General features: G+C 65.8%; 13 protein-coding genes. 7 read left to right on the top strand and 6 right to left on the bottom strand.

The window, feature by feature from the left end:
• The first annotated feature begins 174 nt into the window (after positions 1–174).
• Together AC5V87_RS21450 and mfd are read left to right on the top strand one after the other, a co-directional pair.
• Positions 175–465 carry an FAD assembly factor SdhE gene (locus AC5V87_RS21450; protein ID WP_456838394.1) on the top strand — a complete coding sequence of 97 codons (291 nt, stop codon included), beginning with the start codon at positions 175–177 and terminating at the stop codon, positions 463–465.
• Positions 462–3,980, top strand: coding sequence for a transcription-repair coupling factor (gene mfd, locus AC5V87_RS21445; RefSeq protein ID WP_456838395.1), 3,519 nt, complete (start codon positions 462–464; stop codon positions 3,978–3,980). The genes AC5V87_RS21450 and mfd overlap by 4 nt, the downstream gene beginning before the upstream one ends.
• A gap of 122 nt (positions 3,981–4,102) precedes the next feature.
• On the opposite strand, the gene AC5V87_RS21440 is transcribed toward mfd, so the two are convergent.
• From AC5V87_RS21440 to AC5V87_RS21430, 3 genes are all read right to left on the bottom strand, one after another.
• A complete protein-coding gene (locus AC5V87_RS21440; RefSeq protein ID WP_456838396.1) occupies positions 4,103–5,326 on the bottom strand; it encodes a GGDEF domain-containing protein in 1,224 nt (407 codons plus the stop codon).
• Between the two features lie 85 nt (positions 5,327–5,411).
• Positions 5,412–6,914 carry an AMP-binding protein gene (locus tag AC5V87_RS21435; protein ID WP_456838397.1) on the bottom strand — a complete coding sequence of 501 codons (1,503 nt, stop codon included), beginning with the start codon at positions 6,912–6,914 and terminating at the stop codon, positions 5,412–5,414.
• 23 nt (positions 6,915–6,937) lie between these two features.
• The gene (locus AC5V87_RS21430; protein ID WP_456838398.1) at positions 6,938–8,764 is read right to left on the bottom strand and encodes an extracellular solute-binding protein; all 1,827 of its coding nucleotides are present in this window, start codon (positions 8,762–8,764) and stop codon (positions 6,938–6,940) included.
• 283 nt (positions 8,765–9,047) lie between these two features.
• On the opposite strand from AC5V87_RS21430, the gene AC5V87_RS21425 reads away from it, so the two are divergent.
• Entirely contained in the window at positions 9,048–9,866 is an 819-nt protein-coding gene (locus tag AC5V87_RS21425) for an invasion associated locus B family protein (protein ID WP_456838399.1), read from the top strand.
• Between the two features lie 74 nt (positions 9,867–9,940).
• Here AC5V87_RS21425 and hspQ read toward each other — a convergent pair whose 3' ends face one another.
• Positions 9,941–10,273: a heat shock protein HspQ gene (hspQ, locus tag AC5V87_RS21420; RefSeq protein ID WP_092290415.1), complete on the bottom strand. Its 333-nt coding sequence runs from the start codon at positions 10,271–10,273 to the stop codon at positions 9,941–9,943.
• A 106-nt stretch (positions 10,274–10,379) separates the two neighbouring features.
• On the opposite strand from hspQ, the gene AC5V87_RS21415 reads away from it, so the two are divergent.
• Positions 10,380–11,333 (top strand): AEC family transporter, encoded by a 954-nt coding sequence (locus AC5V87_RS21415; RefSeq protein ID WP_456838400.1) that lies wholly within the window; start codon positions 10,380–10,382, stop codon positions 11,331–11,333.
• Positions 11,334–11,354: 21 nt separating this feature from the next.
• Here the strand turns inward: AC5V87_RS21415 and AC5V87_RS21410 are convergent, their stop codons facing one another.
• A complete protein-coding gene (locus AC5V87_RS21410) occupies positions 11,355–12,539 on the bottom strand; it encodes a UbiH/UbiF family hydroxylase (protein ID WP_456838401.1) in 1,185 nt (394 codons plus the stop codon).
• Positions 12,540–12,627: 88 nt separating this feature from the next.
• Between AC5V87_RS21410 and pcsA the strand changes: the two genes are divergently transcribed.
• From pcsA to AC5V87_RS21395, 3 genes are all read left to right on the top strand, one after another.
• Positions 12,628–13,395, top strand: a complete 768-nt coding sequence (gene pcsA, locus AC5V87_RS21405) for a phosphatidylcholine synthase (RefSeq protein ID WP_456838402.1) — start codon at positions 12,628–12,630, stop codon at positions 13,393–13,395.
• Positions 13,392–14,126 carry a TerC family protein gene (locus AC5V87_RS21400; protein WP_456838403.1) on the top strand — a complete coding sequence of 245 codons (735 nt, stop codon included), beginning with the start codon at positions 13,392–13,394 and terminating at the stop codon, positions 14,124–14,126. Before pcsA ends, AC5V87_RS21400 begins: the two co-directional genes overlap by 4 nt.
• A gap of 75 nt (positions 14,127–14,201) precedes the next feature.
• On the top strand, positions 14,202–15,176 hold the full coding sequence (locus tag AC5V87_RS21395) for a quinone oxidoreductase family protein (RefSeq protein ID WP_456838404.1): 975 nt from the start codon (positions 14,202–14,204) through the stop codon (positions 15,174–15,176).
• A 117-nt stretch (positions 15,177–15,293) separates the two neighbouring features.
• Here the strand turns inward: AC5V87_RS21395 and AC5V87_RS21390 are convergent, their stop codons facing one another.
• Entirely contained in the window at positions 15,294–16,484 is a 1,191-nt protein-coding gene (locus AC5V87_RS21390) for an acetylornithine transaminase (protein WP_456838405.1), read from the bottom strand.
• Positions 16,485–16,913 lie beyond the last annotated feature (429 nt).

Raw genomic sequence — 16,913 nt, 5'->3', positions numbered from 1 at the left:
CGCGGGCCTGACCCGCGCATCCATCTTTTCAAGGACGATGGATTGCCGGGTCAAGCCCGGCAATGACCGTCCTCAAACAATTGCAATAACAAAGGGCTGACACGCCCGGTTCGAGTGGCTATATCACCCCGGCCCGGCACGTCCGGGCTTTCTGCGTTTCACTGGATTTGAGACATGACGGGAACGACACGATCGAGCAACGGGCTGGACGACCGCCGCAAGCGGCTCCTGTTCCGCTGCTGGCACCGCGGCACGCGCGAGATGGACCTGATCCTCGGCCGCTTCGCGGACGCCGAGATCGGCAACCTGTCCGAGGCCGAGCTCACCGACCTGGAGACCCTGCTCGAGATCAGCGATCCCGATCTCTATGCCGCCATCACCGGTGACAAGGTGCTGCCAGCTGACGTCACCGGCGCGATCTTCGCGCGCATCAAGGCGTTCCCGATCGCGGACGGCAGCGCATGAAACAGGGCATGAAATCTCCGGCCGAGCTGCTCACGCCCGGCCGCGCGGTGACGCTTGCCAATGTCGCGGAAGGCGCGGAAGGCCTCGTCGTCTCCGACCTGGCGCGGGCCATCGCGGCGCGGCCGAAAAAGCCCGCGGTCAGCCTTGCGGTGGTCTGCCGCGACGGGCCGCGAATGCAGCAGCTCGAGCGCGCGCTGAGATTCTTCGCGCCCGATCTGCCGGTGCTGACCTTCCCCGCGTGGGACTGCCAGCCCTATGACCGCGTCTCGCCGCATGGCGGCATTCTCGCACAGCGCCTGACCACGCTGGCGCGGCTCGCCTCGCTCACCGGCAGCGACAAGCCGCTGATCGTGCTGACCACGGTGAATGCGGTGGTACAGCGCGTGCCCGCGCGCGAGCTGGTCGCGGCGCAGGCGCTGTCGGTCGCGCCCGGCAATGTCGTACCGATGGACAGCATCGTCGCCTGGCTCGAGCACAACGGCTACAACCGTTCCTCGACGGTGCGCGAGCCCGGCGAATATGCGGTGCGCGGCGGTATCCTCGATCTGTTTCCGGCCGGCCTCGAGCAGCCGGTGCGGTTCGATTTCTTCGGCGACAGCCTGGAATCGATCCGCTCCTTCGACGCCGAGACCCAGCGCACGCTGCTCGACATGCGCTCGCTCGATCTCGTGCCGGTCTCGGAATTCCAGCTCGTCACCGACACGATCCGCCGTTTCCGCATGGGCTATGTCGCCGAGTTCGGCGCGCCCGAGCGCGACGATGCGCTGTACGAGGCGGTCAGCGAAGGCCGCCGCCATCCCGGCATGGAGCACTGGCTGCCGCTGTTCCAGGACCGGATGGACACGCTGTTCGACTATCTGCAAGGGGCAGCCATCGCGATCGAGCCGCAGGCCGAGGACGCCGTGCGCGAACGCTTCAAGCAGATCCTCGACTATTACGAGGCGCGCCGCGAGGCGATGGAGCATCCCGGCGGCGGCGCGATCTACAAGCCGCTGCCGCCCGACCGGCTCTATCTGACCGAGGAGGAGTGGGGCAAACGCCTCGCCGACATCCCGCTGGCGCGGCTGACGCCGTTCTCCGTCCCGACCGATGGCACTTCGGTCGTCGACGCCGGCGCGCGCAAGGGCCGCGATTTCGCGCCGGAGCGCAACGACACCACGGTCAACGTGTTCGAATCCGTTGTCAGCCACGTGATGGCGTTGCAGGCGCAGCGCAAGAAGGTCGTGATCGCGTTGTGGACCGAAGGCTCGCGCGACCGCATGACCTCGATGCTGCGCGACCACAAGCTCGCCCACACCACCAGCGTCAACTCCTGGCGCACGGTGCAGGCGACCCCGCGCAACGAGACCATGCTGGCCGTGCTCGGCCTGGAGAGCGGTTTCGAGACCGACGAGATCGCTGTCATCAGCGAGCAGGACATCCTTGGTGACCGTCTCGTCCGGCCGCGCAAGGCGAGCCGCAAGCTCGACAATTTCATCTCGGAGGTGACGAGCCTCACCGCCGGCGACATCGTCGTCCATGTCGATCATGGCATCGGCCGCTTCATCGGCCTGCAGACTCTCGACGTCGCCGGCGCGCCGCATGACTGTCTCGAGCTGCACTATGCCGCCGAAACCAAGCTGTTCCTGCCGGTCGAGAACATCGAGCTGTTGTCGCGCTACGGCTCAGATCAGACCACGGTCGAGCTCGATCGTCTCGGCGGCTCCGGCTGGCAGACCCGGAAGGCGAAGCTGAAGAACCGCATCCGCGAGATCGCGGGCGAGCTGATCAAGATCGCGGCCGAGCGCATGCTGCACGAGGCGCCGAAGCTGCCGGTGCAGCAGGGCCTCTACGACGAGTTCTGTGCGCGCTTCCCCTATGACGAGACCGAGGACCAGCTCGGCGCCATCGAGTCCACGCTGAAGGATCTCGAAAAGGGCCGTCCGATGGACCGGCTGATCTGCGGCGACGTCGGCTTCGGCAAGACCGAGGTTGCGCTGCGTGCCGCCTTCGCGGTCGCGCTCGACGGCAAGCAGGTCGCGGTCGTGGTGCCGACAACGCTCCTGGCGCGCCAGCACTACCGGACGTTCAGCGAGCGCTTCAAGGGCTTCCCGGTCAATGTCGCGCAAGCCTCGCGCCTGATTCCCGCAAAACAGCTCAACGAGGTCAAGAAGGGCATCACCGATGGTTCGGTCGACATCGTGGTGGGCACCCACGCGCTGCTCGGCAAGGCGATCAAGTTCCGCGACCTCGGCCTGCTCATCGTCGACGAGGAGCAGCACTTTGGCGTCAGCCACAAGGAGCGGCTGAAGGCCCTGCGCGCTGAAGTCCACGTGCTGACGCTGTCGGCAACGCCGATCCCGCGTACCTTGCAGCTGGCGCTCACCGGCGTGCGCGAGCTCTCGATCATCGCGTCGCCTCCGGTCGACCGCCTCGCGGTGCGCACTTTCGTCGCCCCGCACGATCCCCTGATGATCCGGGAGGCGCTCCTGCGCGAGCGCTATCGCGGCGGCCAGGCGTTCTATGTCGTGCCGCGCATCGACGACCTCGCTGAAGTCAAGGACTTCCTCGACAAGAACGTGCCGGAGATGAAGGTCGCGGTCGCGCACGGCCAGATGCCGCCCGCCGTGATCGAGGACATCATGACCGCGTTCTACGACGGCAAGTTCGACATCCTCTTGTCGACCACGATCGTCGAGTCCGGCCTTGATATTCCCAACGCCAACACCCTGATCGTGCACCGTGCCGACATGTTCGGCCTCGCCCAGCTCTACCAGCTCCGCGGCCGCGTCGGCCGCTCCAAGCTGCGGGCCTATGCGCTGTTTACGCTGCCGGCGCAGCAGAAGATCACGGCGCAGGCCGAGCGCCGGCTCACCGTGCTGCAGTCGCTGGAGACACTGGGTGCAGGCTTCCAGCTCGCCTCGCACGACCTCGACATCCGCGGCGCCGGAAATCTGCTCGGCGAGGAGCAGTCCGGCCACATCAAGGAGGTCGGCTTCGAGCTCTATCAATCGATGTTGGAGGAGGCGATCGTCAATCTCAAGGCCGGCGTCGCCGAGCCCGCCGCCGACCGCTGGTCGCCGCAGATCACCATCGGCATGCCCGTGCTCATTCCGGAGGACTACGTCGGCGATCTCTCGGTCCGGCTGTCGCTGTACCGGCGTCTTGCCGATCTCGACACAGAGGAGGAGATCGAGAATTTTGGCGCCGAGATGCGCGACCGCTTCGGCGTGCTGCCGGATGAGGTGCGCTACCTGTTCAAGGTCGCCGCGATCAAGGCGTTCTGCCGCAGGGCCAATGTCGAGAAGATCGATGCCGGCCCGAAGGGCGCCGTCATCGTCTTCCGCGACAATTCCTTCGCCTATCCCGACCGTCTCGTGACCTTCATCCGCAGCTACGGCCAGGCCGCCAAGGTGCGGCCCGACATGAAGGTCGTGTTCCTGCAGGACTGGGAGACGCCTGAAGAGCGCCTCGCCGGCACCACGGAGATCATGCGGCAGCTGGCGCAGCTCGCGGAGAGCAAGAAGGCGGCGTAGCAACAGGTGCCGTAGGGTGGGCAAAGGCGCACTTGCGCCGTGCCCACGTTCTTTCGAAGTCGAGGGATTTGGTGGGTACGCTTCGCTTTGCCCACCCTACGCTGCGCCCGGGGCACGAGACTTTACGACGCCGCCCGCGACGCGTCGGCCGACAGGCGGGCTAGCAGCGACCGTGCCGTATCCGATGATGACAGCGAGTCCACGCTTACCACGGGATCGCTGCGCATCTCGTGCTTGCCGTTGGACGTGTGCCGCATCACCGCCGACAGGCGGCGGGCGATCATGTGCGCGGTACGGAAGTCCGTCTCCGCGAACACCACGATCACCGAGCCGTCCTTCTGTGCCACCCCAAAATCCATCTGCCGCATCAGCCGGCTTAGAATACGCGCGGCATCCAACTGTGCGCGAGAATTTGCGGGGTCGAAGGCGAAGCGCGCCACCGACAGGCCGCCGCCGCGGGCGAGCGCCTGCTCCGCCGCCTTGGCAAAATCGCGGGCAAAGGCTTCGACGGTGAGCAGGCCGCTGCGCGGGTCGAGCCAACCCCCGGCATCGATCGAGCGCAGCGTGCGGCTCAGCTGCGCTTCCATCGCATGCTGGCGGATCAAGGGCAACGCGTTGGCGGCGATCTTGGCCGGCTCGCCCGGGATCAGCTCGAGATTGGGCAGATCGTAGCTCTGCGTCAGCTGATGCGCGGTGACGACGACGGGCAGGCTGCGGAAGCGGGTGTCCTCGGCGAGCACCGTGAGGAAGGCGTCGGTGACGCGCGCCGTAAAGCCTTCGGCCAGCACGACGCCGTCGAGATCGCGGGTGTTGAGATGCTTGGCCGCAGCCTCGATCGAGAGCGCGCCGACGACGCCGACGCGCTCGCCGAGCGCGACGGAGAGCGCGGGGTAAGCCGCGCCGCGGCCGATCAGCAGCACGGTGGCATCGCGCGCGGGATCGCCCTCTGGCAGCGACACCTTGGCTTCCGGCAGCCGGCGCAGCACGGTGGCATGAAGCGTGCGCACGCGCAGCGCGGCGCGCAGCCGCGCGATCAGGCGATCGGAATTGCCGCCGCGCGAGGAAAAGGGCAGGGCATTGTGCGGCAATGTGCCGGCCGCATCGAGCGCCACGAAGGGCAGGTAAGGCGATTGGCCCGCGATCTTCCTGGCAAGCGGTGCCAGATGCGGCTCGTGCCCGGCATGCATTGCCGCGAGCACGGCGGCCGGCTGCACCTGCTCGACCGCGCGCGCCGCGCTGGCCCAGTCGGTGTCGACCAGGGGAAACAGCCGGGACTCGTCCAGCGCCGCAATGAAGGGTGGCCGCTCGACATTGGACACAAACAGGATCGGACCCGCCTGGGACATCAAAAGACTCTGATCACGCAACAGATGCTGCGCAATCTAGTCCGGCCGCCTTAATGCAGCGTCAATGTGTCAGTCGAAACTGTGCTCAAGTCGGGCCGGAACGATCGCGAAAAGCCTCGACCATCAGTGGGTTAAGCCCGAGCTGGCTGAGCGCCTCGCGGGCCCTCGCATTGTCCTGGGCTCTCCCTGCCAGCCGGTGGCCGGAGAGGCGGTCGGGCAGCGCGGTGAGCAGGGCGCCCTGGCCGAGCCGGCGCGCCCATTCCTGGAGGTCGTTCGAGAGGAAGCGATAGCCGCCGACCGCCATGATGCCCGAGGGCGGGGCGGTGATGCAGACCGCGCCGCTCTGACGGTCGAGCCGGGCCGCATAGCCGGTATCGACATAGTCGCGCGGCGGCTGCGCCGTCAGCGTCTCGCCGACCGGCTGCGGCGGGGCATAGGCCGCGGTCGGCACCATCGGCCCGCGCAGGCCGAGCGTGCCCTTCGGCGTCAGCAGGATCTCGCCGGCGATGGAGGAGCCGGACTGCTCGCGCGGCGCGCCGTGCGGTCCCGGCATGACCGGCACCGGCATGCCGTCCTCGCCGCGGCGGGCGCCGAACAACCCGGCCTCGCCGAAGAGATAGACGTCCGTGAGCGGCGCATGCGGCGCGATCCAGGCATCGCTCGCCGCCACCTGCTCGGGCGCGCGCCAGAGGCCGATGACGTTGCGCAAAGATGGCATCCGCGCCGCCAGATCGGAATCCCCTAACCGCAGCGCGAGCTGCGCCGGCGCGATCAGCACCTCGCATTTGTGCTCGTTGATCTGCTGCTCCAGCACGTCGTTCTCGAACGGATGATGCAGCGCCAGCGTGCCGCCGGAGAGCAGCCACACCGCGAGCGAGGAGGCAAGGCCCGCGAACGACATCGGCGCGAACGTCGCCATCACGGTCGCGCGCTGCTTGACGTCGGCCTCCAGCGACATCGCAAGGCCGCCGGCGATCAGGCTGAAATGCGGGCGCGGCACCGGGCGGAAACCTTCCGCGGTGACGTCGAACGAGATCATCGCCGCCTTGCGGCCGTCCTGGATCACCGCGCGCGTCATGCCGGGCGGGCGGGCCAGCACGTCGTCGAGCGAGGCCATGCCTTCGGGCAGGTCGGTACCGAAGCCGCAGACGTGGCGGATCGAGAAAGCCTCGGCCGCAGCATGCATCGCGAAGTCGGCATAGCTGGCGCCATCGACCTTGCTCATGGTGACGATGGCGCGCGCCGCGGTGCGGTTCAGCGCCGCGGTGAGTTCCGCATGCCGCCACAGCAGCGGCAGCACGGCGACGACCAGCCCGGCGCGATGGGCGGCGAGGACGGTGAGGACGAACTCGACCGTATTGGGCAGCTGGATCGCGATGACCGAATTGGCGGGCAGGCCCGATTCGACGAAATGCGCCGAGAGCGCCTCGATCGCGGTGTCGGCCTCGGCATAGGTCATGCGCCGCGGCTGGTGACCGGTCACGCGGGCCTTGTTGAGGGGGTCGAGCAGAGCGAGCGTGTGCGGCTGCCGCATCAGCGTGCGCTGAAACAGCGTGTCGAGCGTCGGCGATACGGCTGGCTGGTTCACGGCGTCACTTTGCTTGACTGGCTCTAAGGTGGCCCCTTCGACCACCAGGTCTCCGGCAGATAGCCGGACAGCGCGGTGGCCTCGGGCCGTTCTATCCGATTCCAGCGCGCGATCCATTGCTCGGATACGCTGAACAGGGGGATTGTGTAGAAGCCCGCGATCAGGGCGCGATCGAGCGCCCGCACCGCCGCGACGAATTCCGTATGATCACGGGCCTCCAGCAACGCGGCGATCATGGCGTCCACGGTGAGATCCCTGGCGCCCATGTAGTTGCGGGTCCCCGGATTGTCGGCTGCAGTGCTGCCCCAATAGAAATACTGCTCGTTGCCGGGCGAGAGCGACTGGTCCCAGCGGTTCTGGATCATGTCGAACTCGAAAGCGAGCCGGCGCTGGTCGAACTGCACAGGATCGACCGTGCGCACGTTTCCCGCAATGCCGGCGCGCTTGAGGTCGCGCTGGAACGCGAGCGCGATGCGCTCCTGGTCGCGGGTCGTCACCAGCATCTCGAAGGTGAAGGGGGCTTTCGTCGCGCGGTTGCGCAGCACGGTGCCGTCGAGATCCCAGCCGGCCTCCGACAACAGTTTCAGCGCAGCGCGCAGCGTGTTCCGGTCGCGGCCCGAACCGTCGGTGACGGGCAGGCGGTAGCTGCCGTCCATGATGTCGGGCGGGATCTGCGCGGCGAACGGCCTGAGCAGCTCGCGCTCGCGCGCATCCGCAGGTCGGCCATAGGCGGAGAGGTCGGAGCCGGCGAAATAGCCGGCGGCGCGCGAATAGAGGTTGAAGAAATAGTTGCGGTTGACCAGCTCGAAATCGAACAAAAGCGTCAGCGCCCGGCGCACGCGGATGTCGGCGAAGATCGGCCGCCTCGTGTTGAACACGAGGAATTCGGACGGCTGCGGCAGGCCCGGCTTGACGGTGTCGCGGATCACCTCGCCGCTTCTGGCGGCGGGAAAATCGTAGCCGTCGTGCCAGCGCAGGGGCTCGTGCTCGATGCGGAAATCGTAAAGGCCGCGTTTGAAGGCTTCGAACTGGCCATTGGCCTCGCGAAAATAGTCGAGCCTGATCTCGTCGAAATTGTAGAGCCCACGATTGATGGGGAGGTCGCGGCCCCAATAGTCGGGATTGCGCGTCAGCGTGACGCTGGCGCCCGGCTTCACCGCCGCGACGCGGTATGGGCCCGAGGCGATCGGGCCGGTCAGCGTCGTCTCCTCGAAGCTTGCGACATCGACGGCATGCTTCGGCAGGATCGGCATCAGGCCGAGGATCAGCGGCAGCTCGCGATCATTGGCACCTGTGAGGTCGAAGCGGACGGTGCGGGGATCGGATGCCTCGGCCTTGGCGACCTTGGCGTAATATTGCCGCAGGTTGGGACGGCCATGGTCGCGCAGCAGCTGCCAGGAGAAGAGCACGTCCTCGGCTTGCACAGGCTTGCCGTCGGAGAAGCGGGCGCGTGGGTCGAGACGGAACGTGACATAGCTGCGCTCGTCGTCGGTCTCGACGGTTTTGGCGAGCAGGCCGTAGAGCGTGAACGGCTCGTCCTGGCCGCGCGCCATCAGGCTCTCGACCACGTAGGCGCGGATCGGCTGCACGGCCAATCCCTTCACGATAAATGGATTGAGGCTGTCGAAGGTGCCGAGCATGCCCCAGGTCAGCCGGCCGCCTTTGGGGGCATCGGGATTGGTGTAGGGCATGTGGGTGAAATCAGCCGGCATCGCGGGCTTGCCGTGCATGGCGATGGCATGGGCTTCCTCGGCGCGCCCACCGCTTGCCGACAGGCTGACGATGAGCGCGAAGGCGAGGCTGCAAAGGCGGACACCGGGGCCCTCGAGCAGGCGCTGGAACATGAACATGCGGACACGTTGATTCGAGGACCAGTAGCCTTGAATCCTATCACAGGGTTTTTCCCCGGGCGCAGGCCAAGGACGGCTCAAAGCCCGGTCCTCAGTGCGGTCAAAGACGCTTGTCGGCATTGATCTTTTCGTCGGCCACGTTAAGAAGGCACGCAATCGCGCAAGAGCGTCGAGCCCGTCACTTATCCGCCTCATTTGACGGGGAGAGAGCCGCGCCCAAGGCGGCTAGGTTCGGCGCTTCGGAGCGGTTCGGGCACTTCCCGTTCAGAAAGGGTTTTCCGCAATGAATTTCCGTTACTTGGCCGCGTCCATCCGGCCGCGCGGGCAGCTTCTCGCCCTGTTGACGGCGACGGCGTTGGTCGTTCCGTTTGCCGCCGAGGCCCAGGCTCCTGCGCCGGCCCCGGGCGCGCCCGCGCCCAAGGCGACGCCGAAAGCTGCTCCGAAGGCTGCCCCCAAGGCTCCGGCGCCGGCGGCCCAGGCCCCCGCGCAGCAGGCTCCCGCCCAGGGCGCTCCGGCGCAGCAGGGCGCGGCGCAGCCCGCGGACCAGCAGATCCAGCTGATCTACGCCCCCTGGACCAAGTTCTGCCTCAAGGGCCAGGACGCCAATGCCAAGCAGGTCTGCTTCACCGGCAAGGACGGCCGCATCGAATCGGGCCAGCCGGTGATCGCGGCCGTGATCATCGAGCCGGAAGGCGAGCCCAAGAAGATCCTGCGCGTGACGCTGCCGCTCGGCATGCAGCTCGTCCACGGCACCCGCATCATCGTCGACAGCAATGCGCCGTTGCAGCAGCCGTACGTGATCTGCTTCCAGAACGGCTGCATGTCCGATTACGAGGCGACGCCCGAGCTCATCAACAGCATGAAGAAGGGCCAGAATCTCGTTGTCCAGGCGATCAATGCCAACGGCGCGCCCCTGACCCTGCCGCTGCCGCTCGCCGGCGAATTCCAGAAGGCCTATGACGGTCCGCCGACTGATCCGAAGGTGTTCGAGGAAAACCAGAAGAAGCTCCAGGAAGAGCTTCAGAAGAAGGCCGACGAGCAGCGCAAGAAGCTCGAGCAGAACGGTGGCGTCCCCGGCGCCGCGCCGGCCGGCCAGAAGTAATCGGGAGCAAATCCCGGATATGAAAAAGGCGCTCACATGAGCGCCTTTTTTGGGCCGGTTGCAGGCGGCGAAACTCAGTTCAGCGACGGATTACGCGGGCGATAGCCGCCGTCCTTGTTCTTGATGAAGATCTCGGCGACCTGCGAATGCCGGATCGGCTCGCCGGAATCATCCGGCAACAGATTCTGCTCGGAGACATAGGCGACGTATTCCGACTCCGCGTTCTCCGCGAGCAGGTGGTAGAAGGGCTGGTCCTTGTGGGGCCGCACCTCCTCGGGGATCGACAGCCACCACTCCTCGGTGTTGTTGAATTCAGGATCGATGTCGAAGATCACGCCACGGAATGAGAAGATCCGGTGGCGCACGACCTGTCCGATCTGGAATTTGGCGGTCCTCGCTTTAATCATCCCCCGTCGATAGACCAGGATTGTGGCCGATGCTAGTGCCCTGATCCGGAATTAACCTCCGCTTGCTGGGTGGATAGACCCCAAGTCTTCAGAAAACACTTCATTAATGGTCGATATCCTCAATCTCGCGTTACCTTATTTCGGCTTGATCTTCGTCGGATTTGCCTGCGGCAAGATCAAATCCCTGCCGGAATCAGGCCTCGCCTGGATGAACTTCTTTCTGCTCTACGTGTCGCTGCCGGCGCTGCTGTTTGCGATCATGTCGAAGACGCCGTTTGCCGAGCTGAACAACCCGCCGTTCCTGTTGGCGACGACACTATCGACAGTTGCGGCCTTCACGCTGGCGCTGGTCGTCGGCAAGGTCTTGGGGCGTCTCACGCTGCGCGAGGCGACGCTCGCGGGGCTCTCGGGCGGTTACGGCAATATCGGCTACATGGGTCCTGGACTTGCGCTGGCGGTGCTCGGGACCAAGGCGGCAGCGCCAACCGCGCTGATCTTCTGCTGCGACAGCATCTTCCTGTTCACTATCGTGCCGCTCCTGATCGAGCTCTCCGACCGCGACCATCCCTCGATCGGGCATGCCTTCGGCGTGGTGCTGAAGCAGATCGTGCTCAACCCGCTGATCATGTCGGCGTGCTTCGGTGCAGCCGTGGCGGCGCTGCATATCGAGCTGCCGGTCGCGCTCGACCGCACCATCACCTTTCTCCAGAACGCAGCCGCGCCGACCGCGCTGTTCGTGCTCGGCGTGACGGTGGCGCTGCGCCCATTCGATCGCGTACCCTGGGAGGTGCCCGGCGTGATCGCGGTCAAACTCCTGATCCATCCGCTCGCAGCGTTCGGCCTGATGCTGGCATTCGGCCCGTTCGCACAGCCTTGGGCTGCGACCGCCGTGCTCATGGCCTCGCTGCCGCCGGCGCTGAACGTGTTCGTCATTGCCCGCCAGAACGATGCCTGGATCGAATCGGCCTCCGTCGCGGTGCTGCTCGGCACATTTGCGTCCGTGGTCACGCTGACCAGCGTAATGTGGGCGATCCAGACCGGCCGGCTGGCGTTTCCTTGAGACGTGGCTACCTGCGCCAATCTACCTGCGCCACGTCGGCGTCAGGCCCTCTCGCATCGCAAATCGCCGGAGCGGGCCGATGGCACCTAACAGATGCATGCCGACGGCGCGGACCGGTTGCAGCGGCAGGAAGTCGTTCAGCAGAGAGCGGTTGGCGATGTCGATCGCAAAGGTCCGGCTCAAAATATCCGGGCGCCGGGCCCAGTCGTAGCGCTTGAGCACCTCGTCCGTGCCGGGGTCCTCGCCCGACGCGATGGCCTCGCCCGCGAGCCGGGCAATGTCGGCGGCATCGCGCAGGCCAAGGTTGAGACCCTGGGCGCCGATCGGTGGAACCACATGGGCGGCTTCGCCGACCAGCGCGATGCGGTCGCGGCCAAAGGATTTGGGGCGCTCGATCGCCAGCGGGAACAGGTTGCGGCCGGGCTCGACCGTCATGCGTCCCAGAATGGAATGCGACTGCTTCTCGATCGCGGTCGACAGCTCGTCATCGCTGAGGCCGCGCAGCCGTTCGGCGTCCGCCGGCGCCGATACCCAAACGATGCTCGAGCGATTGCCGGGCAGGGGCACGAATACGCAAGGCCCGTGGGGCGTGTGGAACTCGGTCGAGACGTTGCGGTGCGGGCGGGCATGGCCGACGTTGAAGGTCAGCGCGGTCTGGTTCAGCTCGCGCCGGGTGACCTCGATGCCGGCGGCTTCGCGGCACAGCGAATGCCGGCCGTCCGCGCCGACCACGAGCCGGGCCGAGAGGAATTGCGCGGAGGCGGTGCGGATCGCGACGTCATCAGCTTCGATGACGACGCTCTCGGCCTCGTCGTCGAACCGGATGAGATTGGGCAATTCGGCCGCGCGCGCTTCCAGCGCCAGCATCAGTGAGCGGTTGTCGATGTTGTAGCCGAACGCATCCAGTCCGATCTCGTGGCAGGAGAAACGCACCTCCGGCGCGCGGAACAGCCGGCCGGTGTCGTCGACGAGACGCATCACCTCGAGTCCGGCCGCCTTGTCCTTGCAGCGGGGCCAGACCTCGAGCGTCTCCAGAAGTTCGATGGAGGCACCGAGCAGCGCCGTCGTGCGGTTGTCGGCATAGGGCACGCGCCGCGCCACCAGCGCAGTCCGCGCGCCCGCCTGCGCCAATGCGATGGCCGCCGCGAGCCCGGCCGGCCCGCCGCCGATCACGGCTGCGTCAAACAGTGTCGATGCGTCTGTCATGGAGTGACAATTGACACGCCCCGCGGCAAATTCAAGCCCACCTATTTTTTCCCTGGTTTTATGACGAATTGCGCGGCCGAACGCCGCAATGGCTTATGTGCAAATCGGTCCCATTCTGATAGCAGAAGCCATGGATACCCAAGAGGATTCCCTGAAGCCGAGACCGGCGATGCGCGCCGCAGCCTTCTCGGTGCATATCTTCACCGCCTTCGGCGCCGCCATCGCGCTGTTGGCGATGCTCGAGGCCGTGCGCGAGCACTGGGCGGCGATGTTTCAGTGGCTGGGCGTCGCGCTCATCATCGACGCGATCGACGGTCCGATTGCGCGCCGGCTCGACGTGAAGAACGTGCAGCCGAACTGGTCGGGCGACGTGCTCGATCTCGTGGTCGACTTCGTCACCTATGTGTTCGTGCCGGCCTATGCGATCGTGGCCAGCGGGCTGCTGCTGCCCGTCGCAGCGCCCCTGCTCGGCGTCGCCATCATCGTCACCAGCGCGCTATATTTCGCCGATCTGCGCATGAAGGCCGACGACAACCATTTCCGCGGCTTCCCCGCGCTGTGGAATGCGGCGGCATTCTATCTGTTCCTGCTGCACTGGTCGCCGCTGTGGTCGACGCTGCTGGTCGCCGCCTTGGTGGTGCTGACCTTCGTGCCGTTCCACGTGCTGCATCCGGTCCGCGTCGTGCGGCTGCGCTGGCTGACGATGTCGCTGATCGCGATCTGGGCCGTGCTCGGCCTCTACGTGCTGGACATGGACTTTCGCGTCGGCACCGGCGTGACGGTCGCGATGTGTGCCATCGCGCTCTGGATCAGCTTCAGCGACGCCATGATCCGTCTGGTCAGATCCTTCGCATGATGCACCTCATCACCAGCCCCGAAGCCTGGGCCGCGCTGCTGACATTGACTGCGCTCGAGATCGTGCTCGGCATCGACAACGTCATCTTCCTGTCGGTGATCGTCTCGCGCATTCCCGAACAGCAGGCGCTCCGCGCCCGCCAGATCGGCCTCGCACTGGCGCTGGTCTTCCGCATCATCCTGCTCAGCGTGCTGGTCTGGCTGATCGGCTTGACCGCGCCGGTGTTCTCGCTCGCAGGTTACGACTTCTCCTGGCGCGACCTCATCCTGATCTGTGGCGGCGTGTTCCTGATCGCCAAGGCGACGCACGAGATCCATGCCGAGGTCGAAGCCGATGACAGCGAGGGCGATCAGAAGTCCGCCGGCAGCGCGTTCTTCTGGGTCATTGTGCAGATCATCGTCATCGACATCGTGTTCTCGCTGGACTCGATCATCACCGCGATCGGCATGGCGCGGGACATCGAGATCATGATCGCCGCCGTCGTGATCGCCTGCCTGATCATGTACATTTCGTCGGGGCCGGTATCGCGGTTCGTCGCGGAGCATCCGACCACCAAGATGCTGGCGCTCGCCTTCCTGGTGCTGATCGGCGTCGCGCTGGTCGCGGACGGATTCCATTTCCACATTCCGCGCGGCTACATCTATTTCGCAATTGCGTTCTCGGCGGCGGTCGAATTCTTCAACGTGCTGGCGAAGCGCAATCGCAGGAAATCCGGCAAGCCGTCCGCCTAGCCGCTTGGGCCAGCGTCGAGTTGACAAGGCGGGCGCGATGTCTTTCGCTGGTCTTGGAGAAGAGGAGGTCAGGTGATGACCAAAGCCGTCCGTGTGCACAAGGTCGGAGGCCCCGAAGCTCTGGTCTATGAGAGCATCGACGTGCCGGCGCCCGAGCCCGGCGAGGTGCGCATCCGTCAGCATGCGGTCGGACTCAACTTCATCGACGTCTATTACCGCACCGGCCTCTACAAGGCGCCGGGGCTGCCCTTCATCGCCGGCAACGAGGCTTCGGGCGAGGTCATAGCTGTCGGGCCCGGCGTGACGCATTTCCATCCCGGCGACCGCGTCGCCTATTATCACAATCTCGGCGCCTACACCGGCGAGCGCAACATCCCCTGGGAGAAGCTGGTCAAGCTGCCCGATCACATCACCCACGAGCAGGGCGCCGTGCTGATGCTGAAGGGGCTCACGGTCTGGTACCTGCTCCACAAGACTTTTCGAGTCGAGCCGCATCATCGCGTGCTGATCCATGCCGCGGCCGGCGGCATCGGCCTGTTGGCCTGCCAATGGGCGAGGGCGTTAGGGGCCCACGTCATCGGCACCGTCGGCTCGCGCGAGAAGGCCGAGCTTGCCGAGGCCAATGGCTGCGACCACGTCATCCTCTATAACGAGGAGGATTTTGTCGCGCGCGTGAAGCAGATCAGCCGCAACGAGGGTTGCGATGTCGTCTATGACGGCGTCGGCAAGGCGACGTTCCCGGGCTCGTTGTCCTGCCTGAAACCGCGCGGCATGTTCGTCTCCTTCGGCAATGCCTCGGGCCCCGTGCCGCCGTTCGCGATCGCTGAGCTCAACAATCACGGCTCGCTGTTCGCGACCCGGCCGAAGCTCAACGATTATGTCGGCACGCGCAAGGAGCTGCTCGAAGGTGCCGACACGCTGTTCGCCGCGGTCATCAACGGCAAGCTGCACGTGCCGATCAACCATGCCTACGCGCTCAAGGACGCCGCGAAGGCGCATATCGATCTCGAAAGCCGCAAGACCACGGGCGCCTCGATCTTGAAGCCGTAGGTCTCGACGTCGTTCCGGGCCGATGCAAAGCATCGAACCCGGAATCTCGAGAATCTCAGGCGCGCAATTGCGCACCATAGTTCGGCTCTTCGAGCCGCCCCGGAATGACGTGCCACCTCACGCGACACGCCGTGCCGCCCCAGCTTTCGTCAAGATGCCGTCGAGACAGTCGATCATCTCGGCGATCTCGGTTCGCGTGACGTTCAGCGCCGGCATGAAGCGCAAGGTGTCGACCTGCGGTGCGTTGAGGAGCACGCCTTGCTCGAACGCCTGCGCGACGATCCCCGGTGCGATCGGCAGCTTGAGATCGAGCGCGAGCAACAGGCCGCGTCCGCGGACGCCGCCGAGCCCGTGCCGGGCCGAGACCTTCTGCAGCTCGCTTTCAAGCAACAGGCCGGTCTCGGTGACCGTCTTCAGGAAGTCCGGCTTGCTGACCTCCTCGAGCACGGCAAGCCCGGCTGCGCACATGATCGGGTTGCCATTGAACGTGCCGCCCTGGTCGCCATGCTCGAAGCAGGAGGCGCGTTCGGTCGCGAGCAGCGCGGCGAGTGGCACGCCGCCGCCGATGCCCTTGCCGAGCGTCATGATGTCGGGCGCAATGCCTGTGTGCTCATGGTGGAAGAGCTTTCCGGTCCGGCCCATGCCGGTCTGGATCTCGTCAAGAATGAGCAGCAGGCCGTGCTCTTCAGTGAGCGCGCGCAGCTCTTGCAGGAACTGATCGCTCGCCGGCCATACGCCGGATTCACCCTGGATCGGCTCGAGCATCACGGCGACGGTGTTGGCGTTGATCAGCTTCTCGACCGAGCCGATGTCGTTCAGCTTCGCCTTCTTGAAGCCCGATACCTTCGGCTCGAACAGCGGCTCAAAGGCCTTCTTGCCCGAGGCCGACATCGTTGCCAGCGTCCTTCCATGGAAGCCGCCTTCGAAACTGATGATCTCGAACGCGCCGTTCCTGTGCAGGCTGCCATATTTGCGCGCGAGCTTGATCGCGCCCTCATTGGCTTCCGCACCCGAATTGGCAAAGAACACCTGGTCGAACGCGCTGTTTTCGACCAGCGCGGCGGCGAGCTTCAGGCTCGGCTCGTTGTAGAACGCCGGACTTGGCGTCAGCAGCCGCTTCGCCTGCGACGCGAGCGCGTCGGCGATCGCCGGCGGGGAGTGGCCGAGGCAGTTCACGGCCCAGCCCTGCACGAAATCGAGATAACGCTTGCGGCCGTCGTCCCAGAGGTAGGAGCCCGCGCCGCGGACGAACACGGCCTTCGGCCGTGCGGTGATGTCCATCAGCGCGTCGTAGGGATGCGTCGTCATGTCGAACTCCTCTGGAGGCGGGTGAAAAGGGGCGCAAAAAGCAGAAAGGCCGCACCTTGCGGGTGCGGCCTTCTCGAAAACTCGGCTGAAATTTTAGCGGTTCAGCGGCGTCGTCGGACAAGGCGCACCCTCTCATCGTCGCGGAAGCGACGACGGAGCATTTCGGTGCGCTGATGGGTCCGAGCGTTGATCATGGGGCGCGTCCCTACAGCCGATTGGCCGCGCTTGTCAAGCGGCTCATTTGCGCGATGCTCGCCGAGCGTGTGGCGGCGAAGCTCCATGCGCAGCGTCGTCACGGCCAGCGGTCCTAGGACGCGCGTGTCATTTTGATTGCCGCGCAGAAACAAACGAGCCTCTAGCGCGTTTGTGATCGAGGGACGCGAATTGGTTCGAACCGGACGTGCGACGGAACCGACCAAGAGGGGCGGG

It is taken from the genome of Bradyrhizobium sp. SOJA106 (assembly GCF_059448745.1).
This window is presented reverse-complemented; position numbering and strand designations above follow the sequence as displayed.